The sequence below is a fragment of the Massilia sp. PAMC28688 genome (assembly GCF_019443445.1).
Lineage (GTDB): Bacteria > Pseudomonadota > Gammaproteobacteria > Burkholderiales > Burkholderiaceae_D > Telluria_A.
Genome location: NZ_CP080378.1, coordinates 4,334,649 through 4,360,918, shown reverse-complemented (window position 1 = coordinate 4,360,918; position 26,270 = coordinate 4,334,649). Strand labels below are relative to the sequence as shown.

Here is a 26,270-nt window from a genome sequence, read left to right as displayed (position 1 = left end):
ATGATGCCTACCAACGCGCTTGTGCGCCACCGCAGTGCCGGCTTCACGATGGCCGAAATGATGATTGCCATGGCCGTGGGCATGCTGCTGCTGGCCGGCATGGCGACCCTGTTTGTCACCAACAACCGGGCCCAGACCGAGGTCGAGAAAAGCAATCGCCAGGTGGAAAACGGGCGCTATGCCATGCAGCTCATCACGAGCGACCTGGGCAACGCCGGCTATTACGGTGAATTCGATCCCACGCCGCTGAGCGCCGCGGCGGCCGCCCCGACCATTTGCACGCCGAACCTGGCCGATGTGCGCGCCAACCTGCGCGCACCCGTGCATGGGGTGGACAATGCCGCCGCCGCCGATGTGCCCTGCCTCGACGACATCAAGGAAGGTACCGACGTACTGGTGGTGCAGCGCACCCAGACGTGCGTGGCCGGCACCGGCAATTGCGCGGCAGCCAGCGCCGGCGGCATGCTGCTGCAGCCGGCACTATGCGCCAGCAAGACCCAGCTGGGCGCATCGTCGCCGCTCAACCATTTCCGTCTCGACACCAGCGTCGCTGCCCTGGACCGCACCAACCGGGCCTGTAGCGGCGCCGCGCCGATCCGGCGCTTCGTGGTGCATGTGTATTACGTGGCCAACAACCACAAGGCAGGCGATGGCATTCCCACCCTGATGCAAGGCGAACTGGCCGTGGCTGCCGGCGGCGCCGGCACCTGGACCATTGAGCCGGTGGTGGAAGGGATCGAGAACATGCAACTCGAGTATGGCATTGACAACAATGCCGACGGCGCCCCCGATCTGTACCGCGCCAACCCCGGCGCCAATGCCAGCTGCCCCGGCTCCGCCGCGTGCGGCGATACCCGCTGGACGGGGGCGGTGGCGACCAAAATCCATCTGCTGGCACGCAACACCACGCCCACGGCAGGTTTTACCGATACCAAGACCTATACGCTGGGTTTGAAGGCAGACCTGTCGGACAACGAAGTGGGCCCCGCCAATGACCGCTTCAAGCGCCACGTGTTCCAGTCCACCGTGGCCATTCCCAACACCGCCGGAAGGAGAACCCCATGAAGACCTTGCACAGGCAGCAGGGCGTGACACTGTTCATGGCGATGATCATGCTCATCATCCTGACCATGCTCGCGCTGTCGAGCTTTAATGTCAGCCAGACCAATATGCAGATAGTGAGCAATATGCAGCAGCGCGATGCCGCCCTGTTCGCGGCGCGCTCGGTGATGGAGGAAGTCATCAGCGGCACGCGCTTCATGAATTCGCCCAGCCGCACCCTGCCTGCCCAGCCCAACTGCAGCAGCGACACGGAAAACAAGCGCTGCCTCGACATCAATGGCGACGGCGCCCATGACGTGACGGTCACCATTACCGCGCCGCCCAGCTGCGTCAAGGTCAGGAATGTGAAGAATTCGACGCTGAACCTGGCCACCGAGCAGCTCAACTGCGCCGTGGGTGCGGGCCAGACCCCCGGCGTGGTCGGCTCCAGTTCAGGCAATTCACTGTGCTCGGACTCGATCTGGGAAGTGCAGGCCCGGGCCATGGACGATGCCACCGAAGCCAGTGCCACCGTCACCCAGGGCGTTGCGGTCATGACCGACACCGACACCATTAAAACGTATTGCCCGTAACGACCGGAGAACCCCATGAAACTGAACCACGCCTCCCAATTGATGACGATGGCCCTGTGCAGCTGGCTGTGCGCCGCGCCGGCCATTGCCGCCGGCGACGATATCGACATCTTTACCGGCGCCTCGGCCGGTGACGCCACCAATCCGCGCATCCTGATCGTGCTGGACAACTCGGCCAACTGGTCGCGAGCCAGCGAAGGCTGGACCCCGCGCGGCACCATGCAGGGCGATTCGGAACTGCGCGCCATCCGCTCCGTCGTCTCGCGCATGAACCCCAACATCAGCATCGGCATGATGGAATTTACGACCGGCTCGCCGAACTCGGATGCCGGCTTCATCCGCCAGGCCATCAAGCCGGTCACGGATGCCTACAAGACGGCGTTCACCAGCATGCTAAACGGCATCAGTACCAACGACCCTACCGAAAAAGCATCGTCCAATGTCGGGTACGGCAACATCATGCATAGCGCTTATCTGTATTTTGCAGGCGGTAACGCACTCAGTCCTGGCAGTGTCATGACGAGCAAAGCCGACAGCGCAGGCTACGTCAATCTACCCACCAAGTTCAGGTCCCCCCTGACCAGCAACAATTTGTGCGGCAAGAGCTTTATCGTCTTCATTGGCAACGTCAACAATGGCGGACCGAGCTCGGATACCGAAGCGAACCGCACGGCCCTGCACGCCCTGACCAGCGACCGCACCGAGCTGTCCCTGCCCCGTTCGGAATCGCGCGAAGGCCCCCCGGTCACGGAGACGGCCGGCGTGTCCAATGTCTGCTACGACACCCAGGCCAGTGCCCAGGCCGCGCTGCAGGAGTCCCACATCGTCGAGGCGTGTTCCTTCTTTAACCGCGGCTGCGCCGTCGGCGGACCGGTGGAAGCAAGTTCCACCTCGTGCAGCACGGGACACAACAAGTACGCAGTACTGGGCACCAGCGTGGTGACCACCAACTTCCCCACCAGTGGCACGCTGTCGACCAGCCGCCAGTTCCACGCCGATGAATGGGCCCGCATGCTGGCCGAAAAAGGCGTTGTCGTGGGCAACACACGCTCGCCGGTGGCCACCTACACCATCGACGTGCACAAGAACCATCCGGACCCGCACTTCACCGGCCTGTTGCTGAACATGGCCAAGTATGGCAAGGGCAAGTATTTCAAGGCGACGACGGAACAGGCCATCATTGATGCGCTTGAAACGATCATGGCAGAGATTCAGGCCACCAACAGCGCCTTTGCCTCGACCAGTTTGCCGGTCAACGCCACCAACCGCACCCAGAATGAAAATCAGGTGTTTATCGGCATGTTCCGTCCGGACGGTGTGCGCCGCCCGCGCTGGTTTGGCAACCTCAAGCGCTACCAGCTGATTTTGCAGGGCGAGCGGGTGGAACTGGGCGACAATTCCTCGCCGCCGCAAGTGGCTGTCAACAATACCAACGGCTTCCTGAGCCCCTGCGCACGCAGCTTCTGGAGTTCGGACAGCGTCGACTACTGGAACATTCCATTGCCGGGCGAAGCTGTCGAAGGCACCTGTAATCCGCTGACCAAGTTTTCCGACCTGCCCGACGGCGAACTGGTGGAAAAAGGGGCTGCCGCGCAAGTTCTGCGTCAGGGCAATTCGGCGTCCGCCGCCGCCACCAGCCGCGCGCTCAACCGCCAGATGAAGACCCTGGTCACCAACAATGTTGGCGTGACCAGCCTGGTGGACTTCAACACCACCAACGTACCGGCGGCCACCATGCCGGCCAATATCGTCAACTTCATCCGCGGCGCGGACGTCAACAATGAAAAGCAGCTCGGTGCCAGCACCACCCTGACGCGGCCTTCGATCCATGGCGACGTGATTCACTCGCGCCCGCTGCCCGTCAATTATGGCGAGGCCTCCAGCTCGCGTCCGGCTTCGCAGGCTGGGGTGACCGTGTTTTACGGTGCCAACGATGGCGCCCTGCACGCGGTTGACGCCGCCACCGGGGTGGAGCGCTGGTCGTTCGTGGCGCCGGAATTCTTCCCCCGCCTGAGCCGCCTGTACAACAACCTGCCACTGGTCAGCTATGCCGGCGAAACGGCAGCGCAGGCGCTGGTATCGACCCGCAAGGATTATTTCTTCGACGGCTCGGTGGGCCTGTACCAGAACGAAGACAGTTCGCAGGTCCAGATCTATCCATCGATGCGCCGTGGGGGGCGCAGCATCTACGCCCTGAACGTGACCAATCCGAACACACCGACCTTCATGTGGAAGAAAGGCTGCCCCAATTTGAATGACCAGGAAAACTGCGACGCCGGCTTCGGCAACATTGGCCAGACCTGGTCGACGCCGATTCCCGCCTTTATCAAGGGCTTCTCGCCGGTCGGCGAGAGCGGCGCCGTTCCGGTGCTCGTCTTCGGCGGCGGCTACGACCGCTGCGAAGACGTCAACGCCAAGGTCACCACCGGCTGCGACAGTGCCAAGGGCCGCATGGTGTATATCCTCAATGCGAACACGGGTGAACTGATCCGCTCCTTTGAAACGGCGCGCCCGGTGGCCGCGGACATTGCCATGGTCGACACGGACGACGACGGCAATGTCGACTATGCCTACGCGGCCGACACCGGCGGCAATATGTACCGCATCAGCTTTTCCAGTGGCAGCACCAGCACCACGGCCTTGTCGCCGCCACAATGGACCAGCCGCAAGATTGGCCAGCTCGACGCTGCCGGGGGGCGCAAGTTCCTGTTCGCCCCGGCCCTGCTGCACAACCGCGACAGTGTGTACATCGCCATTACCACGGGCGACCGCGAGCATCCGCTGGAAATGCATTATCCCTACGCCAGCAGCGTCCAGAACCGCGCCTACGTCTACCGCGACGACCTGAACACGACTACCGGTGCGGCCCAGGACTTTGACACCCTGTCCAATTTCAGTTCCGGCACGGCCTGCGGCGCGGCGGGCGTCGGTCCCGGTTCGGACATCCGGGGCTGGTTCATCAACCTGGAAAACGGCCGTGGCGAACAGGGCGTCACCTCGCCCCTGATTGCCGGCGGCATGGTGACCTTCAACACCAACCGCCCCAACCCGGAGGCCTCGGGCACCTGCCGCACCGCGCTGGGCCATGCCCACGGCTACTGGCTCAACCTGATCAACGCGTCGGGCGCCATCAATCCCGACGGCGCAGCCTGCGGTGGCGCACGCAGCAGCGAGTTTGTCACCGGCGGCCTGCCGCCCACCCCGGTGCTGGCCAGCTCGGTGCCGATCCAGCGCACCTCGGCCAACGGTACGGTCGAGACGGTGTACGCAACGGTTGCCATCGGCGCCGTGCAGCGCGATGGCGTCGGTGCCAACGTGGCCTTCAGCCCCCAGCAAATCATTCCTGCGCTCACGCGCGCCCGCAAACGCACCTACACCAATACAGCCGTGGATTAATCGGGAACGCAGCTAAGCAGGAGCCGGCGCCTGCCGGCTCTTTTTTTTGCGCTGCCAGCGCAGCACTGGCCGGTGTGGGGCGCAACCGGTCAGGCAAGGCGACTTGCACGGCAGCGGCCCTGCTGCGGCGCTAGGGGCGGGGAAACAGCACGGTCAGCAGCAAGCCCTTGCCGCCGGCGCCGCCGTCGATTTCGATGGCGGCGCCGTGGGCCTGGGCGATATCGCGCACGATCGCCAGTCCCAGGCCACTGCCGGCCTGCTGGTCGTCCAGGCGCACAAAGCGCTGGAACACCATGGCCCGGTGCTGGGGCGCGATGCCCGGGCCGGAATCTTCGATCTGCAGCATGCCGTGGCCGGCCCGTGCAAAACTGCGCACCGTCACCGTGCCATGCTCGGGGGTGTAGCGCACGGCATTGTCGATCAGGTTGTCGATCAGGTCGCGCAGCAGAAAGCTGTCGCCGGCCACAATGGTGGGCTCGAGGTCAAACCCAATGTCGATCTTTTTCTTGCCCGCTTCTTCCACAAAGTATTGCACCACCTGTTCGACCAGCTTGGCCAAATCCACCGTCCCCAGGCGCTCCTTGCCAAAGTGGCTCGGTTCGGCGCGGGCCAGGGCCAGCAGCTGGTTGGACTGGCGGATCATGCGCTGGTTCGATTGCAGCATGAGACCCAGTGAATGCACCGATTCCGGGTCGTCCGCATGGCGCGCGGCCAGCCATTCGAGCTGCAGCTTGGAGCCGGCCAGGGGCGTGCGCAGCTGGTGCGCCACGTCGGCAATGAAGTTTTGCTGGGCTTCGGCGCCGGCCCGCACCTTGGCCAGCAGCTCATTGAAGGCGCCGACCACGGGATTGAGTTCTTCCGGCACCGTGGCCGGATCGATCGGGGCCAGGTCCTCCGCTTCCCGCCCCGACAGGTTGGCCCGCAGGCGCGACAGGGGCAGCAGGCCATTGCCGACCGAAAACCAGATCAATCCCACCAGCGCCAGGGTGAACAGGCTCTCCAGCAGCACCAGCACCCGCACCACGGCGGCGCGGATCTGGAGCGGCTTGCGCATGGTCTTGGCCACGCCGATGGTCAAGGCTTCGCCGCCCGTGCCCACGGTGCGGTACAGCATGCGCACCGGTTCGCCGCGCATGGTGGCGTCATGGGCGGCGCCGTCGCTGCCGCGCAGAAAAGGAAAATCGCTGTCGCCGGCCAGCAGGTGGGGGCCCGAACGCACGGCAAAATACACGGCATCGACTTCATTGGCGCGCAACACCTGTTCGGCGGCCGGCGGCAGTTCAATACTGCGCCCGCGCACGCGTGCGGCCAGGGCGCCGGCGGCGTCGGCCAGGCTCTGGTCAAATGCGAGCTGGGCCGGCATCCAGGCCAGCATATAGGTCAGGCTGGCGCCGGCCAGGTTGATGATCAGAATCGGGCCCAGCAGCCACTTGAGCAGCCGCAGGCGGATGCTGGTCATGCACCGTGCTCCAGCATGTAGCCAAAGCCGCGGATGGTGCGGATCGACACCCCGGCGTCGGCGATCTTGAGCCGCACGCGCGAGATATACACTTCCACCGCATTGGTGGTCAGGTCGTCGCCCCAGGGCAGGATGGCGTCGATGATCTGCTGCTTGGACACGACGCGTCCGCTTTGCTGCAGCAGGTATTCGAGCACCGCCCATTCGCGCACCGACAGCTCGACCGCGTGCTCGTCGATCAGGGCGCGCCGGGTGGCCGTGTCCAGCGTCAGGCGGCCCAGGGTGAGCGTGGACGGCTTGGGCTGGTTGCGCCGGGCCAGGGCCTTGATGCGCGCGACCAGCTCGGCGGTGGCGAAGGGTTTGACGAGATAGTCGTCGGCCCCCAGTTCCAGGCCGCGCACGCGGTCTTCCACCGCGTCGCGCGCGGTCAGGAGCAGCACCGGCACGCTGCTGCCACGGGCGCGCAGGCGGCGCACCACTTCAAAGCCGTCAATGCCGGGCAGGCCGATATCGAGCACCACCACCGCCAGCGCGGCAATCGTGTCGGCACCATGCAGGACCTGGTCGGCCTGGCTGCCGTTGGCCACCACGTCCACCGCCATGCCATGGCCTTGCAGGACCCGGGTCAGGCCATCGGCCAGGACGGCATCATCTTCCACCAGTAGAACGTGCATGCGGGCGATCGTGTAGTTGCGTTATGCACATTATGCGGCATTTTGCACCCCCGGCTGTAGTCCGGGTGCAGGCGCTGGCCGGGGAAAGTGTCGTGATGTAGGGACAAGCGGCGGCAGTTCAAGGGCGGCAATGGCAATTACGCGCAGAAAAACTGCAAAAAAAAGGGGCAAATCCAGCATTTCCCCCAGTAGGACTAGGACCACAAAAGATTATGCATACAGCCTACATGGGGGCGACTGCTAATCTTATGTTCGACAACGCACGCAAGCTTTAATGTTCACCCATCGCGTGTCTGCTGCACTGTGCAGAGCGTCCATGTAGTAATGAAGAGATAGAGGAAAACAAATGAACAACACTCAACTTGGTACTACCGCGCAGAATGCGCAGAAGGTAAGCCAGATTCCTGCCCCGGCGCTGGAGTCAAAAGTTGCGTCCCGGCCTGTTGTCAGCTACAGCGGCACCCAGCAAAACGAACTGCTGGCCGCGCTTCCCCGCCACGATCTGGAAACGCTCTTCGAGCACCTTGAGCTGGTCGCCCTGCCCTTTGGCAAAGAATTGTTTGAATACGGTAGCAAACTGGAAAACGTGTATTTCCCCACCACGGCCATTGTCTCCCTGCTGTACGTGATGGAAGATGGCGCCACCACCGAGATCGCCGTGGTTGGCCATGAAGGCGTGGTTGGCGTGTCCCTGTTCATGGGTGAGCGCGCCATGTGCAGTGCCGTGGTGCAGAGCGCCGGCTACGGCTACCGCCTCAAGACCCAGTACCTGCGCGATGCCTTCAACCAGGGCGGCGCCCTGCCCCAGCTCTTGATGCGCTACACCAATGCGCTGTTTGCCCAGATGGCCCAGAACGCCGTCGGCGGCCGCCACAGCTCGATCGAACAGAAACTGTGCCGCTGGCTGCTTGACCGCCTCGACCGTTCCCCATCGAACGAACTGAAGGTGACGCAGGAACTCATTTCCATCATGCTCGGCGTGCGCCGTGAAAGCATTACCGCCGCTGCCGGCAAGCTGCAGGATGATGGCCTGATCACTTACCGCCGCGGCAACATCACCGTCATCAACCGTCGTGGCCTTGAGGAATATGCCGGCGAATGCTACAAGGTGGCAAAGACGGAATACGATCGTCTGCTGATGGATGTAGCGCGTTAAAGGCATCCCCGGGCAGCCTCTCAGGCTGCCCGTTTTGCATCAGGGGCTGATTCACGTCGCCCACCGGTATCACCGCTTCCACCGTCGTTCCCCGGTTGTTCACTCCCCGCTTGACCCGCAAGGTGCCGCCCAGCAGCAGTGCACGCTCGCGCATGCCCAGCAAGCCATGCGACTTGGGCGTGGCCAGTTCCTCGGGATCGATGCCCACGCCATCGTCATTGATTTCCAGCGACAGCTGCTCGCCTTCGCGCGCCACGTGCACGATCACCTGGCGGGCCTGGGCATACTTGGCGATATTGTTGAGCGACTCCTGCACGATGCGGAACACGGCAATCGACTGCATGGGACCGGCCACGTCGATATCGCCTTCAATCAAGGCTTCGCAATCGACGCCCGTCACGCGCGCGAAATCGCCGCAATAGCTTTGCAGCGACATGGACAGGCCCAGGTTGTCGAGCATGCTCGGACGCAGGTCTTCGACAATGCGGCGCTTCAGTTCCACCGTGTTGAGCAGGGTGCCGCGGGCCCGGTCCAGCATGTCGGCCAGCACCGGTTCCTGCTCGCGCAGGCGGTCGGCCACGGCATTGAGGTCGATATTGATGGCCGTGAGGTTGGCGCCCAGTTCGTCGTGCAGCTCGCGCGCCAGGCTCGCCTTTTCCTTTTCGCTCACGCTGATCAAGTGGCGCGACAGGACCGACAGTTGCTCGGTACGCAGCACCACCATCGATTCCAGGTTTTCATTGGCATTTTGCAGCATGCGCTCGGCCGCCACGCGCGCCACGTAGCCGCGCCGGATCAGGCGGTAAAACAGGGCCAGCACGAGGATGGCGGCAGCATTGATGCCGATCCCGGCCACCACCGCGTATTCATACTCCTTGTAGAAGGCGGCCCGCCCGCTGGCCAGCTGCTCGGTCTGCTCCTGGACCATGATCACGACCTGCAGCCGGATTTCATCAAGCAAGGCCTTGCCGTCATCGGTGGCGGCAATGGCCACGATATCTGCCAGGCCGCCCTTGCGGTAGACCTCGAGGGTCTGGTTCATATTGTCGAGTTTGCGGTGCAGCAGGGTGCGCAGCTGGGCCAGGTTGCGGCGCTGGACCGGATTGTCCGCCAGCAGCACATTGAGGTCATTGGCCTGCTTGTCGATCTCGGCCGCGACAGTGCGCATGGGGCCAAGGTAGACTTCCGAGCCGGACAGGTAGTAGCCGCGCAGGCTGCTTTCGGCATCCATGATCAGCACATTCAGATACTGGACCTTGTCCGTCACCTGGGCCGTGCGGCTTTGCAGGGCATTGGCCGCGCGCAGCGACGACAGGTTGTGGTACAGGCTCCAGCCATTGGCCACCAGGATCAGCATGCAGATCAGGGCCACGACGGAGAGGTACCAGGGCAAACTCGCCTTGACGGGTGGTTCGGTGGTGAAATGCATCCAGAATCCTTTTGCGCGTGGCAAAGCCAAATCTTGGGGGCAATTATAGACCGGGAAATGCTGCAGCGCAGCCAAGCTCTGCTGTAAAGAAACACCCTCCCCGCCGGCGGCGCGGCGAGACAGGGAGGACCAGCTGCCGCGGGGCGGCGGCGCCTGGCCGGGACGACAACCTCGACAATTGCGAGGCGGAAAAGCGACACCGGGGCGGTGCCGCCGCGCTTGCCGGTTTAGTCGAGCAAGTTGTTTTTCATGGCGTAATAGGTCAGGTCGCTGTTTGACTGCAAGCCCATTTTTTCCATGATGCGGGTACGGTAGGTCGAGACGGTCTTGATGGACAGCGACAGCGCCACGCCAATGTCGGACACGGTCGCGCCCTTGGCCAGGCGCAGGAACACCTGGAATTCGCGGTCCGACAATTCGGTATGCAAGGCCGTGCTGGGGTCGCGGTCAAAACTCTGGGCCAGCAGCTCACCGACGGTGGAGCTGACGTAGCGCCGGCCCTGGAAGACGGTGCGCACGGCCGTTTTCAGTTCATCTGCCTCGCATTCCTTGTTCAGGTAGCCGTTGGCACCCATTTTGAACAAGTTAAGCGCGTACTGCTGCGCCGGATAGCCGGACAGGATCAGCACGGGCAGGTTGGGCTGACCCTGGCGGATGGTGCGCAAGATATCGATGCCGCTCTGGTCCGGCATGGCGATATCGAGCAGCAGCACGTCGCAGATTTCGCGCCGTGCGATGTCCAGCGCCTCGCGCCCGGTAGCGCCTTCGGCGACGACGTCGAAATCATCGGAAGACGAAAAAATCTGTTTGAAGCCTGCTCTTACTATCTGGTGATCGTCACATATGGCAACGCGTATCATTGTCTTCCCTTAAATTTTCCTGGTACAGGAAAGAGGCACGGGGCAGCCCGCCCGAAGCAAGCCTCACACCGGCACTGCGCATCCATTAGCATTCTAGCACTCTGCTTGTTTTGTACAAACACAACAGCAAACGTGCGACACCGTGAAACGGTGTACACGCGCTGACGTTATTTTTGCGCTGCTGGCAGCGCCGCCCGCTATGTGATTATAGCCGCTTGACCCCGCGGCTGCTGTCGCACCGCCTCGTGTCAGGCGAGCGGCTTGAGGATGGCGAGGATGGCCTGCAATTCCGCCCTCAGCATGGGCAGATCGAGGGTCGGCGCCGCTGCCGCCACCTCCTCCGCCCCCCCGGCCGGCACCTCGTCCACCGCCTCGCTGCTGCGGCTGTCGAGCTTGTTACGGGCGCCACTGATCGTAAAGCCTTGCTCATACAGGAGCTCGCGTATGCGCCGGATCAGCAGCACCTCGTGGTGCTGGTAGTAGCGGCGGTTGCCGCGCCGTTTGACGGGCTTGAGCTGCGTGAATTCCTGTTCCCAGTAGCGCAGCACATGGGGCTTGACGCCACACAGCTCGCTCACTTCGCCAATGGTGAAATAGCGCTTGGCCGGAATGGCCGGCAGCACGATGACATCGGACTTGCTGGGACGCTCGGTCATCGCTCAGCTCAGGCGGCGCGCGACAGTGGCGTGGCGTCTTCCACCATGCCCTTGAGCTTTTGGCTGGCGTGGAAAGTGACCACGCGCCGCGCCGTGATGGGGATTTCCTCGCCCGTCTTGGGATTGCGGCCGGGCCGCTGCGGCTTGTCGCGCAGCTGGAAGTTGCCAAAGCCCGACAGCTTGACCGCTTCCCCCCGCTCGAGTGCGTTACGGATTTCGTCAAAGAAGGTCTCAACCATGTCCTTGGCTTCGCGCTTGTTCAAGCCCACCTGCTCGAACAGCAGCTCTGCCAGTTCCGCCTTGGTCAAGGTCGGCAAATCTTTTTCCGCTGCCTGGCGCACTTTGGCGACCTGCATCGCACGATGCAGGTCGGCCGCAAGAGCCGACTGGAGTACGGCGGAATCAACGTCGTTGTTATTAATTTTGCAGCCCCGCCTTTAATTCATGTCAGCTTGTCGGATGTTACGAGCGCAGTTTGGCGCCATGCTTGCCCGTGGCGGCAGCGGCCACGGCAGTCATGACCGCGTCCACCACATCGTCCTGCAAGGTGGTTTGAGTATCTTGCAAGCTAAAGCGGAAAGCAAGGCTTTTTTCGTCCGTCTCCAAGCCTTTGCCGCGATATTCATCAAACAAAACAATGGCTTGCACAATCTTTCCTGCTGGATTTATTTGCAACTCAGCATTAAAAGCATCGAGCAGATCCTGTGCCGTCACGCTGTGCGCCACCACCAGGGCCAGGTCGCGCGTGGCGCCCGGGAACTTGGAGATCTCATTATATTGCGGCACCACGCGTTGTTGCAAGGCAACAGCGTCCACCTCGAATACGACCGGGGCCTGGGGCAGGTCGTACTTTTGCAGCCATTTGGGGTGCAGCTCGCCAAGGAAGCCGATTTCGGCCCCGTCGAGCATGATGGCAGCGCTGCGCCCGGGGTGCAGGCCCGGATGGACCGTCTTCACAAAGCGCAGCTGGCGCGGGGCAAACATGGCTTCCACATCGGCCTTGACGTCGAAATAATCCACGGCGCGTGCAGGCACACTCCACTGCTCGTCCAGGGCGGGACCGTAGGCAATTGCTGCCACCCGCTTGGGCTGGTCAAACCCGGCCACGGCCAGCGGCCCATCGACGGCTGCCGGATTGCGCCGGAAGATGGCGCCCACTTCAAACACGCGCACCCTGCCCGCCTTCCGGTTCAGGTTGTAGCGCACATTGGCCACCAGGCTGCCGATCAGGGTCGAGCGCATCACGCTCATCTGGCTGGCGATCGGGTTGTGCAGCTTGATGGGCTCGCAATTGCCGGCAAAGTCCGCCTCCCACGCCGCCTCCACAAAGCTCATGTTGACCACTTCCTGGTAGCCCAGGTCGGCGAGTTGGTGGCGCACGGCAAACAGCGAGCGCGTGTTTTCCGGCGTGGCCAGCATCTGGCTGGCGGCCACCGGCGGCAGGGCCGGGATGTTTTCAAAACCGTAGACGCGCGCCACTTCCTCGATCAAGTCTTCCTCGATCTCGATATCGAAGCGAAACGATGGCGACGTCACGGAAAAGACGCCATCGCGCTCGGTAAATTCCAGGCCCAGGCGGGTGAAGATATCGGCCACCATGGCATCGGTGATGGGCACGCCAATCACCTTTTGCGCGCGCGCGGTGCGCATCTGTACCGGGGCGCGCTGCGGCAGATTGACCACCTGGTCGTCCACGGGGCCGACCGTGGTCTCGGGCGTGCCGCAGATTTCCACGATCAGCGCCGTGATGCGCTCGATGTGTTCGACAGTGGTGGCGTAATCGACGCCGCGCTCGAAACGGTGGGCGGCATCGGTGGAAAAATTCAGGCGCCGGGCGCGGCCCTGGATGGCGCCGGGCCACCAGAAGGCCGCTTCCAGGTAAATATTGGTGGTGTCGAGCGTGACGGCGGTGGCATCGCCGCCCATGATGCCGGCCAGCGATTCAATCTGCTGTTCGTCGGCGATCACACCCATCCACTCGTCCACCTCGATGGTGGTGCCATTTAACAGCTTGAGCGTTTCGCCCTTGCGGCCCCAGCGAATGTCCAGGCTGCCGTGAATCTTGTCGAGGTCGAACACGTGCGAAGGACGGCCCAGTTCCAGCATGACGTAATTGGAAATGTCGACCAGGGCCGACACCGGCCGCTGGCCGCTGCGCTCAAGGCGCTGGCACATCCATTGCGGGGTGGCCGCGCGCGCGTTCAGGCCGCGGATCACGCGCCCGGAAAAGCGCCCGCACAGGTCGGGCGCACTGATCGTCACGGGCAGCACTTCGCTGCCGCCCACGGCCACCTGGCGCGTCTGCGGCAGCGTGAGGGGTGTGCCGGTCAGGGCCGACACTTCGCGCGCCACACCGAGCACCGACAGGCAGTCGGCCTTGTTGGGGGTGAGCTTGATGGTAAATTTCAGGTCGTTCAAGGCCAGGTAGTCGCGGATGTTCTGGCCCACCGGCGCCGTGGGCGGCAATTCCATCAAGCCATTGCTCTCTTCCGAGATCTTCAGCTCCTTGGCCGAACACATCATGCCCTGCGACTCCACGCCGCGCAGTTCGCCCACCTTGATCACGAACGGCTTGCCGTCGGCGCCAGGCGGCAGCACGGCGCCGGCCATGGCGCAAATGGCCTTCATGCCGGCGCGCACATTGGGGGCGCCGCACACGATCTTGAGCAGGGTGCCGGTACCGGCATCGACCGTGCACACATTGAGGCGGTCCGCATTTGGATGGCGCACCACGTCCAGCACTTCGGCCACCACCACGTTGGAAAACGGCGGCGCGACGGCTTCGACCTCTTCCACTTCGAGGCCGGACATGGTCAACAGGTGGGCCAGCTCATCCGAAGTCATCTTCGGATCGACCATGGTACGGAGCCAATGTTCAGAAAATTGCATATGTGGACCTTGAATTAGTTAAATTGCTTCAGGAAGCGCAGATCGCCTTCATAGAACAGGCGCAGGTCATTGATCCCGTAGCGCAGCATGGTCAGGCGCTCGATGCCCGAACCGAAGGCAAAGCCGATGAACTTTTCCGGATCGAGGCCAAAGTTCTTCACCACCGTCGGGTGGACCTGGCCGGCGCCGGACACTTCGAGCCAGCGGCCCTTGAGCGGTCCGCTGCCAAAGGCAATGTCGATCTCGGCCGAGGGTTCCGTGAACGGGAAGTAGGACGGGCGGAAGCGCACCTGCAGGTCGTCGGTCTCGAAAAACGCTTTCACAAAATTCAGGTACACACCTTTCAAGTCAGCGAAAGAAATGTCTTCGGCAATCCACAGGCCTTCGACCTGGTGGAACATGGGCGAGTGCGTCGCATCGCTGTCGACGCGGTACGTGCGGCCCGGCGCGATCACCTTGATGGGCGGGGTGTGGGTGCGCGCGTAGCGCACCTGCATCGGGCTGGTGTGGGTGCGCAGCAGCAAAGGCTTCCCGGTGCTGTCCTGGCCTTCCACATAAAAGGTATCCTGCATGGAACGGGCCGGATGGTTTTCCGGGCTGTTCAGGGCGGTGAAATTGGTCCAGTCGGTCTCGATCTCGGGGCCGTCGGCCACATCGAAACCGATGGAACGGAAGATTTCCTCGATCCGCTCCCAGCTGCGCATGACTGGGTGGATGCCGCCCATGGCGCGGCCACGGCCCGGCAGGGTGACATCGATGGCTTCGGCATTGAGGCGTGCTTCGAGCTGGGCATTGGCCAGGGCATCACGGCGCGCGGTCAGCGCGGCTTCGATCTGCACCTTGGCGGCATTGATGAGGGCGCCCTGCGCCTTTTTCTGGTCCGGGTCAAGCTTGCCCAGCCCCTTCATCTGCTCGGTGATCTGGCCGGTCTTGCCAAGGTATCGGGCCTTGGCGTTTTCCAGTGCGGCAGCGTCTTCGGCGGCGAGAAAGTCAGCCTGGGCCGACACGACGAGGTTGTCGAGGGAATTCATGCGTTGTGGTTTTCCGGTTGAGGATAGCGTGGATGCACGCCACAATCAAAAACGGGGCACAGGTTCTCACCTCTGCCCCGCTTCTTTGGCGCCGTCCATGCGAACGGCGTCTGACAAAGGTCACAGCTTACGCAGCGATCTTTGCTTTCACTGCGTTGACAATCGCGGCGAAGGCCGGCTTGTCCATCACAGCCATATCGGCCAGGACTTTACGGTCCAGTTCGATCGATGCTTTCTTCAGACCGTTCATGAATACGCTGTACGTCACGCCATGCTCACGGGAAGCGGCGTTGATACGGGCGATCCACAGGCGGCGGAATACGCGCTTCTTGTTACGGCGATCGCGGTAAGCGTACTGGCCAGCGCGCATGACTGCTTGCTTGGCAACACGATACACGCGGCTGCGGCGACCACGGTAGCCTTTAGCTTGTACAAGAATCTTTTTATGACGGGCACGAGCTGTAACCCCACGTTTTACTCTAGGCATAGTTTCTCCTTAGTTGTGAGATTAAGCAGATGGCATCATGCGCATGACGGACGTGACATCCGATGCGTTGATGTTGCGGGTGCCGCGCAGCTGGCGCTTGTTCTTGGTGGTCTTCTTGGTCAGGATGTGGCGCTTGAAAGCGTGACCCGACTTGACGGTTCCACCTGGACGCACGCGAAAACGTTTCTTCGCGGAGCTTTTGGTCTTCATTTTTGGCATAGTAGTTCTGTCCGTAGACAGCTCCAGTAGCAGGATTGCAGGTGGCAGCAACTCGCTGCGCTTAGATGCCTGCTTTCACATGTGTCTTCGCTCTTTGCAGAACGAAGCCCGTGATCATAGCACACTATTGCCGCGCAATTGGCATCGCTGTTGGCTTGCAACAGCAAAAAAAGCTGGCAATGGCTTTCCCGGGTGACATATTATACGTTTCCTATTCCCACCTTTGCTGGATATTCACCATGCACCTGATTCGCCTTGCGCCGCTGGCAGCCCTCCTGCTGGCCGGCTGCGCCACCCATGTTCCCCGCGCCGCCGCGCCGGCAGCGGTTGCCGTTGCCCGCGTGATCCCCCTGGCCGATCCGCAAGCCTGTTCGATCGTGCTCTATCGCGGCACCGCCCTGGTGGGCCGCCTGCATCCCGACGCACCGGTGCTGTACGTCGACGGCCAGCCGATCGCCCCGCTCAAGGTGGGGGAAACGCTGTGCGTGGAAGTGATCGATGGCCGGCATGACATTGTCATGCGTGAGCGCCGCATGACGGTGCCGGTGGGTTTCAGCAATAGCCTGCCGCACAAATTCCCCGGTACCGGGCCCCTGTACCTGCATTACGGCCAGGCGGCAAGCGGCAAGTCCATCGTCACCTTCTTTGAAAAGTCGAGCGCCGAGCGCTACCAGGCGCGGTCGCAGAAGACGCCCTGATTCGACGCGACCAGTTACACAGGAAGTTAATAGAGACGCCGCAGACGCAATCTTCTCACTTAATCCTCGCTTGCAACAAGAATTCTTTTCCCTGCCCCCACATTTATGGTACGCCAGAATAGTTGATCGAAGTATCGCGGCATTTTGTTTTCGACAATGATGAATGGTATGATTCATGCAAGAAACTTATAGTTCACCGTATAAGTGCTAAGACAAAACGAAGGAGCTTCGATTGGATCTCAACAGCAGACCTAAAAGAGCGCTACTGGCCTATTGCGCGCTAGGGAGGCGCTGATCAATTGACGATTTCAGCGGGTTCCCGAAATTTGGAGGAATCGACCTCGCCGAAGAATCGCGACGCGCTTTTTCGGTGCCGTTTCTGCCGGGTTTTCAACGAAATTGCAGTATTCCTTGCGCCTTTCGGCGCTCAGGACGCTCTTCGGGTTTCAGTGATCGTAAATCGCCTGCCGGCCAGTACCAGATTGGCGAAGCCGAACAGCGTGAACAACTGGGCGGTGTTCTTCGCCAAACCACGGTAACGCGTCTTCCGATGACGGAACAGGTTCTTGATGACATGAAATGGATGCTCGACTTTCGCGCGCACGCTCGCCTTGAGATGCTCAAGCTTCTCGGTCATGCGGCCAAGCTTGTTCTTCGGCAGCGCCTTGCGTTTAGCGCGCTTCATCGCCACGTGCCAAGTCACCGGTTTGCCGATGTTCTCGGCCCGCTTTTCAACACCCTGATAACCGGCGTCGCCAAAGGCCGCCACTTCATCGCCGTGCAGCAGAGCGTGTGCTTGCGTCACATCGGAGACATTGCCAGCGGTGCCCACGACGGTATGCACAAGGCCCGATGCAGCGTCAACGCCGATGTGCGCTTTCATCCCGAAATGCCAGTCATTGCCCTTCTTCGATTGGTGCATTTCCGGGTCGCGCTCGCCGTCTTTGTTTTTGGTCGACGGTGGCGCGGCAATCAAGGTGGCATCCACAATGGTCCCTTCGCGCATCATCAATCCTTTGGCCGCCAGGTGCGCGTTGATCGCTTCGAAGATCTTCTGCGTCAGCCCCTTTGCTTCGAGCAAGTGGCGAAACTTGAGCAGCGTCGTCGCGTCCGGTGCGCTCTCGCGATTGAGGTCTATACCAACAAAAGCGCGGATCGCCTGGCTGTCGTAAATGGCGTCCTCAATACCCTCATCGGACAGACCAAAACACTGCTGGGCCACATACATGCGCAGCATGCGCGCCAAGCCGATCGGCGGACGGCCTGCACCAGTCACCTTCGGATAGTGCGGCTCGATCAGCTTATGCAGCTTGCCCCACGGCGTCGCCACGTCGATCTCAGCGAGGAAGCGGTCGCGGCGCGTCAGCTTCTTCTTAGCGGCGTACTCAAGGTCGGAAAAGCTCTTTTGCATGATCGATGGCGGCGCGGTGAAAGTACCGGTATTGTCTCAGGTCTGGCTGACGATGGAAACAGGCGCGCTCGAATTAATCAGTGCTTCCCTAGCTCAACGACTGACGTTCCCCGGCGCCAATATAACGCATGCACTACTACCATTTTTCGTTGAAGCCAATCACGAACTTGTCGGGCAACTCTTCGACGCAGAAAAATTCTCAGCTGCAGTAGCACGTCGGTTTGGATTCAGCATCCCCCGACTTGCCGCGCTTGGATTGACGGAGCAGTTGGAAAGCGCAGGACTTCTACACGTAGTCTCACGTGACGGAACAAGAACCGTCTATAAGCATGCGTCTGTCGTACCCACACACGAGTCGGTAAATCAAATTACGGAAGGACAGGTAGAGAGGGTACTAGAGGACTTCTGCACTTATTGCGTCGAGGACGAGTTCCTGAAGGCACTCGACAAAACAGAACTAGAACTCGCGTTTTTGCACAGATTGCTTAACGCCGACTCTATGCGTATTTTGAGCCGAAAAGAAGCAAGTGGCAATACGAAGCGAACTGCAGCGACGTTAACTTTGAATCGCCCAGACGAGCGCACTGAGGCCAAACACGCCACAGAACTCCACTTAGACTTTAAGACTTCACAGTTTTTACTCGACATTCAGCGAAAAGATACTCAAGCGTTCAACCTCGTTTCAGACGTCGCGTTCGCAAATATGGCGGCTGAAGCAATAGCAGTATTTCACGAACCAACAACGGCCCATAACTCTCTTGATGGCCTGACGGTTTATTTGGACTCTCCAATTCTATTGGACATGCTCGGTGTTAATGAAGAATATGCGGCTTACGGCACAGAGCTGCTTTCCACAATTAAAAACAGCGGCGCGCGTGTAGCTGTGTTCGATCATTGCGTGATGGAAGCCGAAAACGCTATCACCGCGAAACTTGCATACTTGCGCTCAGGCACCAAGAATACAGTGAATCGATGGAACATGTCGGCAACACCAGATTTGCTTGCGGCATTAAAAAATCGCGTCGGGGAACGTGCTATTAGCCGATTGGGAATTTCGGTGGAACGGGATCCGGATATTAATCTACATCGGCGGCACCCGGTTGCTGTTGGAGACATCGAATCTACGATGAATACAAGTATGCAAGCATGGGGGAATGTCGAAGCTAAAGCGCACGATCGAAAGTCAGTGTGGTCTCTAATTTCGTTGAGGGATTGTTCGCAGCCATGCCCTCGAATATGCGACTCGAGTTGGCTTTTTTTAAGCCGCAATACTGCTTTGGTAAAAATTGGTAACGCTTCATGGAATCGTTGGCTAAAAAGCACAACGAAACACAGCGCCACGCATATTGATAAATGGGCGCCAATTGCGATGTCTGACAAACAATTTGCCGGGTATATATGGGCGCGCTCTGGAGGCCAAAGGAATCATATCCCCATCGCTCGATTACTTGCAAATTGTTCTGCTGCCGTAAGACCGCGAGACGATATCAAAGCAAAGGCATACAACCTCGTACTTGAGTTAGACGGAAAAGAGCAAGCGGACGATCTTATAGCACTGCTAGAAGATCGAGAGGGGGCAAAAGCACTAATGTGTGCAGTTGCTGGCGATCCAGAAGACGTCACGACAGAACGCCTTCCCTTCATTCTCGAACAGATAAAACTCAGCGCCGGCGAATACGCAGCAGTTCGAGCCCGCGAAGAAGGGGAGCTTATTCTGCTAGAAAGGAGTACTGCTTATCAAGCAGAGATTGAACGAGTGTCACAAGCACTCATTGAAACCGAAAAGAGGCATGCGGCAGACCTAAAAGAAGAAAACCGTTTAAAAATGCAACTTCATGAAGAGCACGCTCAGCTGGCGTCGAAAAACGATGCTTTAACTAACGAGATCCTAACAAAATCTCGCGCCGATGCACGTCGTAAACTTTCTATAGCTCAAAATGGGTTTGCACATGGACTGAAGACTTATGGACGGTTACGGTGGATGATTGCTATCCTTTTTGCGACTGCGGCGGGGTTAGCTGCATACCTATCGACAGTGGATCCGTTAATATCCGCCATCTTGGGCGGCTTTATTGTGCTACTAGGATTTTGGTTTGTGCCAGAGCTCTTAGACAAACCCCTTCAAGGGATTGCGACTAGAAAAGCATTCGACTTCATCAAGAATAGAGACAGTGGCATTCAACTGCCTCAAGATTGCCGTCCAGATTTCAAACATAAAAGTTGGAAATTCCTCCACCAACTCCACGACCAAGCTAATAAATAGGTTGTCGCGCCTCTTTTACTTTGGCCAAATACAAAAACGCCCTTTACCCTCCGGTAAAGCGCGTTTTTTATTGCTGGCGAAACAGCTTACTTCTTCTTTTTCGGCGACAGGATCATGATCATCTGGCGCCCTTCCATCTTGGGAAATTGCTCAACCTGGCCATACGGCTCAAGGTCGGCCTTCAGGCGCTCGAGCATGCGGAAACCAATGTCCTGGTGCGCCATCTCACGGCCGCGGAAACGCAGCGTGATCTTGGTTTTATCGCCTTCGTCAAGGAACTTGATCAGGTTGCGCAGCTTGATGTTGTAGTCGCCATCATCGGTACCCGGACGGAATTTAACTTCCTTCACGAGGATGATCTTTTGCTTGAGCTTGGCTTCGTGAGCTTTCTTTTGCTCCGAATACTTGAACTTGCCGTAGTCCATCAAGCGGCATACCGGCGGTTGCGCAGTGGGCGCGATCTCCACCAGGTCGACGTTTGCCTCTTCGGCCAGCCGGAACGCTTCCGCCAGGCTCACAATGCCAAGCGGCTCGTTATCGACCCCGGTTAAACGCATTTCAGGGGCGGTGATTTCGCCGTTGATGCGATGTGACTTGTCAGTAGCTATGTTGTTTCCTTTTAAAATCTGATGAATTAGCCGCGCTCCCGGGTTGCCCCGGGCCGCTCTCGCTTACGCTTTGGAATCGACCTCTTGCTTGAGTCGCTCCAGCAGGGCCTCGACCGACATGACGCCCAGATCGACATTGCCCCGTGCGCGCACGGCCACAGTGTTGGCATCCCGCTCTTTATCGCCGATTACAAGAATGTAAGGCACTTTTTGGACGGAATGTTCGCGTATTTTATAGGTAATCTTCTCGTTCCGCAAATCAGCGTGAACACGGTATCCCGCTTTCCTCAACTGGGCGGCGATTTCCTTGGTGTACTCGGCTTGCGCGTCGGAAATATTCAAGACCGACACTTGCAGCGGCGCCAGCCACAGCGGCATGGCGCCCGCATGGTTTTCGATCAGGATGCCAATGAAACGTTCCAGCGAACCGACAATCGCGCGGTGCAGCATGACCGGCACGCGCGGCTTGTTGTCGTCGCCCGTGTACTCGGCGCCAAGGCGGGCCGGCATGGAAAAGTCCACCTGCATGGTGCCGACCTGCCAGGGACGGCCAAGACTATCCTTGAGGTGGTATTCGATCTTGGGACCGTAGAATGCGCCCTCGCCCGGCAGCTCCGTCCACTGCACGCCGCAGGAACGCAGGGCCGAGCGCAGCGCCTCTTCGGCCGTGTCCCACACTTCTTCCGAGCCAATGCGGTTGTCGGGACGCAGGGCAATCTTGACATCGATATTCTCGAAGCCAAAGTCGTCATACACTTCCATGGCCTGGGCGTGGAAGGCCGTCACTTCCGGCGCGATCTGCTCTTCGGTGCAGAAAATGTGGCCGTCATCCTGGGTAAAGCCGCGCACCCGCATCATGCCGTGCAGCGCGCCCGACGGCTCGTTGCGGTGGCACTGGCCAAATTCGCCAAAGCGCAGCGGCAAATCGCGGTAGCTCTTCATGCCGGAGTTGTAGATCTGGATGTGGCCCGGGCAGTTCATCGGCTTGAGCGCGTAGCTACGGTTTTCCGACTCCGTGGAAAACATGTTTTCACGGTAGTTTTCCCAGTGGCCCGTCTTTTCCCACAGCGTGCGGTCCAGGATTTGCGGCGCCTTTACTTCCAGGTAGCCATTGTCCTGGTACTTCTTGCGCATGTACTGTTCCACCATCTGCCAGATGGTCCAGCCCTTGGGGTGCCAGAAAATCAAGCCTGGCGCTTCTTCCTGGAAGTGGAACAGGTCGAGCAGCTTGCCCAGCTTGCGGTGGTCGCGCTTTTCCGCTTCTTCCAGGTTGTGCAGGTACAGCTCCTGGTCTTCCTTCCTGGCCCAGGCCGTGCCGTACACGCGCTGCAGCATTTCATTCTTGGAGTCGCCACGCCAGTAGGCGCCGGCAAGTTTCATCAGCTTGAAGACCTTGAGCTTGCCCGTGGATGGGACGTGCGGACCGCGGCACAGGTCGGTAAAGCCGCCCTGCCCGTACAGGGACACGTCTTCGCCCGCGGGAATGGACGCGATAATTTCCGCCTTGTAGGCTTCGCCAATGGACTTGAAATACGCCACCGCTTCGTCGCGCGGCATGACCGAGCGCGCCACCTTCTCGTCCTTCCTGGCCAGCTCCGTCATCTTTTTCTCGATCGCCGCCAGGTCTTCCGGCGTGAACGGGCGCTTGTATGAAAAGTCGTAGTAAAAGCCGTTTTCGATGACCGGGCCAATGGTGACCTGGGCATCCGGAAACAGTTCCTTGACCGCATGCGCCAGCAGGTGGGCCGTGGAATGGCGAATCACGTCCAGCCCTTCCGGGTCCTTGTCGGTAATGATGGCAAGGTCAGCGTTTTTCTCGATCAGGTGGGACGTGTCGACCACCTTGCCATCGACCTTGCCGGCCAGCGCGGCCTTGGCCAGTCCGGTGCCGATGCTCGCTGCAACCTGGGCTACGGTGACTGGGCCGTCAAACTGGCGCTCGGAACCATCGGGAAGGCGGACTGAAACCATGTTGTTCTCCTGAACAAAAACTGCGATGAACTTTACAAAATACGTCAAACAAAAACGCGGACGAAAAAAAACGCGGACTAGCCGCGTTTTCTTTTTCGTAGAGCAAAAGGAAGCACCTCGACTAGTGTCGCTGGAATAACTCCGTCGTAGTTCGCGGTGTCATAACCATGATGCCTTTCTCGCTCTTACCTAGTACTGCATGTTCTGGTGGGCGGTGAGGAATTCGAATCCCCGACCCCTTGGATGTCGACCAAGTATTCTAACCAGCTGAACTAACCGCCCGAAGACCAGCATTATAGAGAGGCGTTTTGAGAAAAACAAGGGCTATTTCAAGGAAAACGCAGCGCCGGGGAAAATCCCGCATTCGGTGCGCCGCCATCGCTTGTATTACACTTGTGACATGCACCCATCGACACCGCCCTCGCCTTCCGCCCACCTGCACGCCCACCATCACGGCGACGCCAAGCACCGCCATATTGCTGAAGGACGCAGCAACCGCGCCCTGGCCGTAGCCCTGGCCCTGACGCTGTCGTTTGCCGCCATCGAGGCCGTCACCGGCATCCTCGCAAATTCGCTGGCCCTGGTGGCCGACGCCGGGCACATGGTCACTGATGCCGCTTCGCTAGGCCTGGCCTTGCTGGCGCAGATCATTGCCAAGCGCCCGCCCTCGGCGCGGCACTCGTTCGGCTTTGGCCGCGCCGAAGCGCTCGCCGCCTTTGTCAATGGCCTCGGGATGCTGGTAGTGGTGGGCTGGATCGTGTTTGAGGCGGTACAGCGCTTTGGCGCGCCGCGCCCGGTCGAGGGCGCCACGGTCTTCATCGTCGCCAGCATCGGTCTGGTGATCAATCTGGGCGTGGCGTGGATGCTCTCGCGCGACCAGGCCAGCATCAACACCCGCGCCGCCCTCGTGCATGTGATGGGCGACGTGCTTGGCTCCGTGGCCGCCATTGCCGCCGGTGCCGTCATTTACCTGACCGGCTGGATGCAGATTGATCCGCTGCTGTCGGTGCTGGTATCGCTGCTGATTCTCAAGTCGACCGCCGCCATTTTGCGCGAATCCTACCATTCGCTGATGGAAGGCGTCCCGCACGGCATCGATTACCTGCAAGTGGGCGAGGACATTGCCGCTGTGCCGGGCGTGCTGTCCGTGCACGACCTGCATGTGTGGGACATGTCGCCCGGCCAGCCGGCCCTGATAGGACACCTGCGCATCCGCAGCCTGCGCGAGTGGCCCGAGGTGCTCACCGCCGTCCACCAGATGCTGCTCGCCCGCCACGGCATTGATCACATCACCCTGCAGCCCGAAGCCCACGATTAGTGCCCCCGTGCAGGCCGGTGTCGGCGCTGTCTTACCCGTGACCGGGACGAGTGCCGATTGGCCGCAGGCGCCGTACCGCCCACAATGGCTGCATGACTATCCAAGTGCATGACACCCTCATCATTGGCGGCGGCCCCGGGGGCCTTACCGCCGCCATCTACCTGCGCCGCTTTCGCCGCGAAACCATCGTCATTGACAAGGGCCGCAGCCGGCTCGATCTCATTCCCGTCACCCACAACTTCCCGGGCTTTCCGGACGGGATCAAGGGCTTTCAATTGCTGGACAACCTGCGCTGCCAGCTGGGCAACTACGGCGGCGAGGTGACTGAAGGGGAAGTGACGGCCTTGCGCAAGGAAGGCGACCTGTTCGTGGCAGAGTACGACGGTGGGCAATTGCGCGCCCGCACCGTTTTGCTTGCCACGGGCATTGCAGACGCTGGCCTTCCCATTGAAAACTGGCGCGAGGCAGTCGCGGCCGGCGCCGTCAGGCTGTGCCCCGTCTGCGACGGCTTTGACGTGCTCGACAAGCGAATCGCCATCGTGTCATCCGATACCAATCCCGTGGGCCACGCCCTGTTCATGCGCACGTTTTCATCAAGCGTCACGCTGTTTGAACGGGACGAAGTGCGGCTCGACGGCGAGCAGCGCCGCAAGCTGGAGGCCGCCAATGTGCGATATGTGCTTGCGCCGCTCAAGGGAATCACCATGAGCGAGGACATGACGCCCATCCTGCACACGGCAGACGACGAAGCGCACCACTTCGATGTGGTCTATCCCATGCTGGGCGAAGCGGCGCGCTCGGATCTGGCCCAGGAACTAGGCGCCAGGACCGGCAACTGCATGGAGCTCGAAGTCGACGAGCACCAGCGTACCACTGTGCCGGGCCTGTACGCCGTGGGCGACGTGGTCAAGGGATTGAATCAAATTAGCGTGGCAGCAGGCCAGGCGGCCGTGGCGGCCACTGCTATCCACAATGCGCTGCCACGACAATTCAGGGCGTCGCCGAGATGATTTTGTCCCGTTCAAGCGGCTTGACTCCTGCCAGCTCCGCCATTGCCGTCCATTTGGTGGCCAGCACCGCGTCCTTCGGCACGCCCTGGCCGGTCGCATGGAGATAACCAAGGCGCTCCATCGTCACGGCGTTGCCGCCTTCGGCTGCCTTGCGGTACAGGTTTGCCGATCGCGCAAGATCCTTCTCAACACCGCGGCCGGTGCGCAACATGGACGCCAGGTTGACTGCCGCGTCCATATTGCCCGCGGCTGCCGCCTTTTCGTACCACGCAGCGGCAGCCTTGGGGTCACGGGCCGTGCCCATGCCGTTGGCCAGCATCACGCCCAGGTTATATTGCGCTGCCGCCAGTCCCTGCTCAGCGGCCGCGGTCAGCAATGACAAGGCTGATTTATGGTCGACTGGGCCAATTTCGCCATTGATGTGCAGCAGTGCCAGGTTGTACTGTGCCTTGCTATGCCCCCGGCTGGCGGCTTTCTGGTACCACTGGGCCGCTGCCATCTTGTTGAGTGCAACGCCAATGCCTTTGTCGTGATAAACGGCGAGGTCGAATTGCGCCTGCGGATCGTCCTGGAGCGCCAGTAAGCGTGTCCTTTCCAGCGGTACCTCTACCGTGGAAGCCTGTGCGGAAATGGTGGCGGCTGCCATCACGCTCGCCAGTAAAGCCAGTCGGAAATTTCGATAAGCCATGAACGTCCCTTGTACATTGTTTGACGTTATGATTTATTGTACTGCGACAATTGATCGGTGAAGCCCCTCGCTGCTGCATTCACAACACTTTTTTTAAGGCAACGGTTTTCATATAGCCGTAAGAAATTAATCCTGCAGCACGTTCGTGCGCTTCGAATAAATCGGTCGTCACATCCAGGCATTTTCCTGACGGGGCAGGCTGCAAAGGCGCGTCACGACATGCACGCGCCGACGTCGACAAACGCCCATCAGAGTTAAGGCTTAGTCAAGCTTGCATTGCGAATAAGAAACGGTTTGCACTGAGCCACTCGCGCGGCCGGTTTCTTCCAGAGAGACCCTTTGAAAACCACAGCGACCAATGTGCAATGCTTGCACTTTGCGTTTTCCCCATGGGTTTTTTGTGGAGAGTGAAA

At 60.3% G+C, this 26,270-nt stretch carries 22 protein-coding genes and 1 tRNA gene; 8 read left to right on the top strand and 15 right to left on the bottom strand.

The features are described 5' to 3' along the window. From KY495_RS19440 to KY495_RS19430, 3 genes are read left to right on the top strand one after another with little or no spacing between them, the layout of a single operon-like run. Positions 1–1,065 (top strand): PilW family protein, encoded by a 1,065-nt coding sequence (locus tag KY495_RS19440; RefSeq protein WP_219884335.1) that lies wholly within the window; start codon positions 1–3, stop codon positions 1,063–1,065. After that, the gene (locus tag KY495_RS19435) at positions 1,062–1,634 is read left to right on the top strand and encodes a PilX N-terminal domain-containing pilus assembly protein (RefSeq protein WP_219880973.1); all 573 of its coding nucleotides are present in this window, start codon (positions 1,062–1,064) and stop codon (positions 1,632–1,634) included. Before KY495_RS19440 ends, KY495_RS19435 begins: the two co-directional genes overlap by 4 nt. Before the next feature lie 15 nt (positions 1,635–1,649). After that, entirely contained in the window at positions 1,650–5,030 is a 3,381-nt protein-coding gene (locus KY495_RS19430; protein ID WP_219880972.1) for a pilus assembly protein, read from the top strand. 130 nt (positions 5,031–5,160) lie between these two features. Here KY495_RS19430 and KY495_RS19425 read toward each other — a convergent pair whose 3' ends face one another. Together KY495_RS19425 and KY495_RS19420 are read right to left on the bottom strand one after the other, a co-directional pair. After that, positions 5,161–6,489, bottom strand: coding sequence for a sensor histidine kinase (locus tag KY495_RS19425; RefSeq protein ID WP_219880971.1), 1,329 nt, complete (start codon positions 6,487–6,489; stop codon positions 5,161–5,163). Then, positions 6,486–7,163, bottom strand: a complete 678-nt coding sequence (locus tag KY495_RS19420) for a response regulator transcription factor (protein ID WP_219880970.1) — start codon at positions 7,161–7,163, stop codon at positions 6,486–6,488. Before KY495_RS19420 ends, KY495_RS19425 begins: the two co-directional genes overlap by 4 nt. A 346-nt stretch (positions 7,164–7,509) precedes the next feature. Here KY495_RS19420 and KY495_RS19415 point away from each other — a divergent pair, with 346 nt between their 5' ends. Beyond that, the gene (locus KY495_RS19415; protein WP_219880969.1) at positions 7,510–8,319 is read left to right on the top strand and encodes a Crp/Fnr family transcriptional regulator; all 810 of its coding nucleotides are present in this window, start codon (positions 7,510–7,512) and stop codon (positions 8,317–8,319) included. On the opposite strand, the gene KY495_RS19410 is transcribed toward KY495_RS19415, so the two are convergent. From KY495_RS19410 to rpmI, 8 genes are all read right to left on the bottom strand, one after another. Next, on the bottom strand, positions 8,228–9,748 hold the full coding sequence (locus tag KY495_RS19410) for a CHASE3 domain-containing protein (protein WP_219880968.1): 1,521 nt from the start codon (positions 9,746–9,748) through the stop codon (positions 8,228–8,230). The genes KY495_RS19415 and KY495_RS19410 overlap by 92 nt on opposite strands. Before the next feature lie 227 nt (positions 9,749–9,975). Further along, positions 9,976–10,608 (bottom strand): response regulator transcription factor, encoded by a 633-nt coding sequence (locus KY495_RS19405; protein ID WP_219880967.1) that lies wholly within the window; start codon positions 10,606–10,608, stop codon positions 9,976–9,978. A gap of 248 nt (positions 10,609–10,856) precedes the next feature. Next, positions 10,857–11,264, bottom strand: a complete 408-nt coding sequence (locus KY495_RS19400; RefSeq protein ID WP_219880966.1) for a MerR family transcriptional regulator — start codon at positions 11,262–11,264, stop codon at positions 10,857–10,859. A gap of 8 nt (positions 11,265–11,272) precedes the next feature. Next, positions 11,273–11,620, bottom strand: a complete 348-nt coding sequence (locus KY495_RS19395; protein WP_219880965.1) for an integration host factor subunit alpha — start codon at positions 11,618–11,620, stop codon at positions 11,273–11,275. Between the two features lie 106 nt (positions 11,621–11,726). Further along, positions 11,727–14,153, bottom strand: coding sequence for a phenylalanine--tRNA ligase subunit beta (gene pheT, locus KY495_RS19390; protein WP_219880964.1), 2,427 nt, complete (start codon positions 14,151–14,153; stop codon positions 11,727–11,729). A 14-nt stretch (positions 14,154–14,167) separates the two neighbouring features. Beyond that, positions 14,168–15,184, bottom strand: a complete 1,017-nt coding sequence (gene pheS, locus KY495_RS19385; protein ID WP_219880963.1) for a phenylalanine--tRNA ligase subunit alpha — start codon at positions 15,182–15,184, stop codon at positions 14,168–14,170. A gap of 127 nt (positions 15,185–15,311) precedes the next feature. Next, positions 15,312–15,671, bottom strand: a complete 360-nt coding sequence (gene rplT / locus KY495_RS19380) for a 50S ribosomal protein L20 (RefSeq protein ID WP_183745576.1) — start codon at positions 15,669–15,671, stop codon at positions 15,312–15,314. Positions 15,672–15,692: 21 nt separating this feature from the next. Then, the gene (gene rpmI / locus KY495_RS19375; RefSeq protein ID WP_073213547.1) at positions 15,693–15,890 is read right to left on the bottom strand and encodes a 50S ribosomal protein L35; all 198 of its coding nucleotides are present in this window, start codon (positions 15,888–15,890) and stop codon (positions 15,693–15,695) included. A 239-nt stretch (positions 15,891–16,129) separates the two neighbouring features. Here rpmI and KY495_RS19370 point away from each other — a divergent pair, with 239 nt between their 5' ends. Beyond that, positions 16,130–16,588 carry a DUF2846 domain-containing protein gene (locus KY495_RS19370; protein ID WP_219880962.1) on the top strand — a complete coding sequence of 153 codons (459 nt, stop codon included), beginning with the start codon at positions 16,130–16,132 and terminating at the stop codon, positions 16,586–16,588. Between the two features lie 427 nt (positions 16,589–17,015). Here the strand turns inward: KY495_RS19370 and KY495_RS19365 are convergent, their stop codons facing one another. Then, positions 17,016–17,999, bottom strand: a complete 984-nt coding sequence (locus KY495_RS19365; protein WP_219879812.1) for an IS5 family transposase — start codon at positions 17,997–17,999, stop codon at positions 17,016–17,018. Between KY495_RS19365 and KY495_RS19360 the strand changes: the two genes are divergently transcribed. Next, a complete protein-coding gene (locus KY495_RS19360; RefSeq protein ID WP_219880961.1) occupies positions 17,998–20,262 on the top strand; it encodes a hypothetical protein in 2,265 nt (754 codons plus the stop codon). The two genes, KY495_RS19365 and KY495_RS19360, sit on opposite strands and share 2 nt — an antisense overlap. An 86-nt stretch (positions 20,263–20,348) precedes the next feature. Here KY495_RS19360 and infC read toward each other — a convergent pair whose 3' ends face one another. The 3 genes from infC to KY495_RS19345 all read right to left on the bottom strand — a co-directional run bounded on the left by infC (position 20,349) and on the right by KY495_RS19345 (position 23,123). Beyond that, a complete protein-coding gene (gene infC, locus KY495_RS19355) occupies positions 20,349–20,888 on the bottom strand; it encodes a translation initiation factor IF-3 (protein WP_307728284.1) in 540 nt (179 codons plus the stop codon). A 45-nt stretch (positions 20,889–20,933) separates the two neighbouring features. Beyond that, positions 20,934–22,841 carry a threonine--tRNA ligase gene (gene thrS, locus KY495_RS19350; protein ID WP_219880960.1) on the bottom strand — a complete coding sequence of 636 codons (1,908 nt, stop codon included), beginning with the start codon at positions 22,839–22,841 and terminating at the stop codon, positions 20,934–20,936. Between the two features lie 205 nt (positions 22,842–23,046). Next, positions 23,047–23,123: transfer RNA gene (locus KY495_RS19345), tRNA-Val, on the bottom strand. 118 nt (positions 23,124–23,241) lie between these two features. Here KY495_RS19345 and KY495_RS19340 point away from each other — a divergent pair. Together KY495_RS19340 and KY495_RS19335 are read left to right on the top strand one after the other, a co-directional pair. Beyond that, complete coding sequence (locus KY495_RS19340; RefSeq protein ID WP_219880959.1) at positions 23,242–24,159, top strand: cation diffusion facilitator family transporter; 918 nt, start codon at positions 23,242–23,244, stop codon at positions 24,157–24,159. Positions 24,160–24,251: 92 nt separating this feature from the next. Beyond that, on the top strand, positions 24,252–25,169 hold the full coding sequence (locus KY495_RS19335) for an NAD(P)/FAD-dependent oxidoreductase (protein ID WP_219880958.1): 918 nt from the start codon (positions 24,252–24,254) through the stop codon (positions 25,167–25,169). On the opposite strand, the gene KY495_RS19330 is transcribed toward KY495_RS19335, so the two are convergent. Continuing rightward, entirely contained in the window at positions 25,150–25,815 is a 666-nt protein-coding gene (locus tag KY495_RS19330) for a tetratricopeptide repeat protein (protein WP_219880957.1), read from the bottom strand. The two genes, KY495_RS19335 and KY495_RS19330, sit on opposite strands and share 20 nt — an antisense overlap. Positions 25,816–26,270 lie beyond the last annotated feature (455 nt).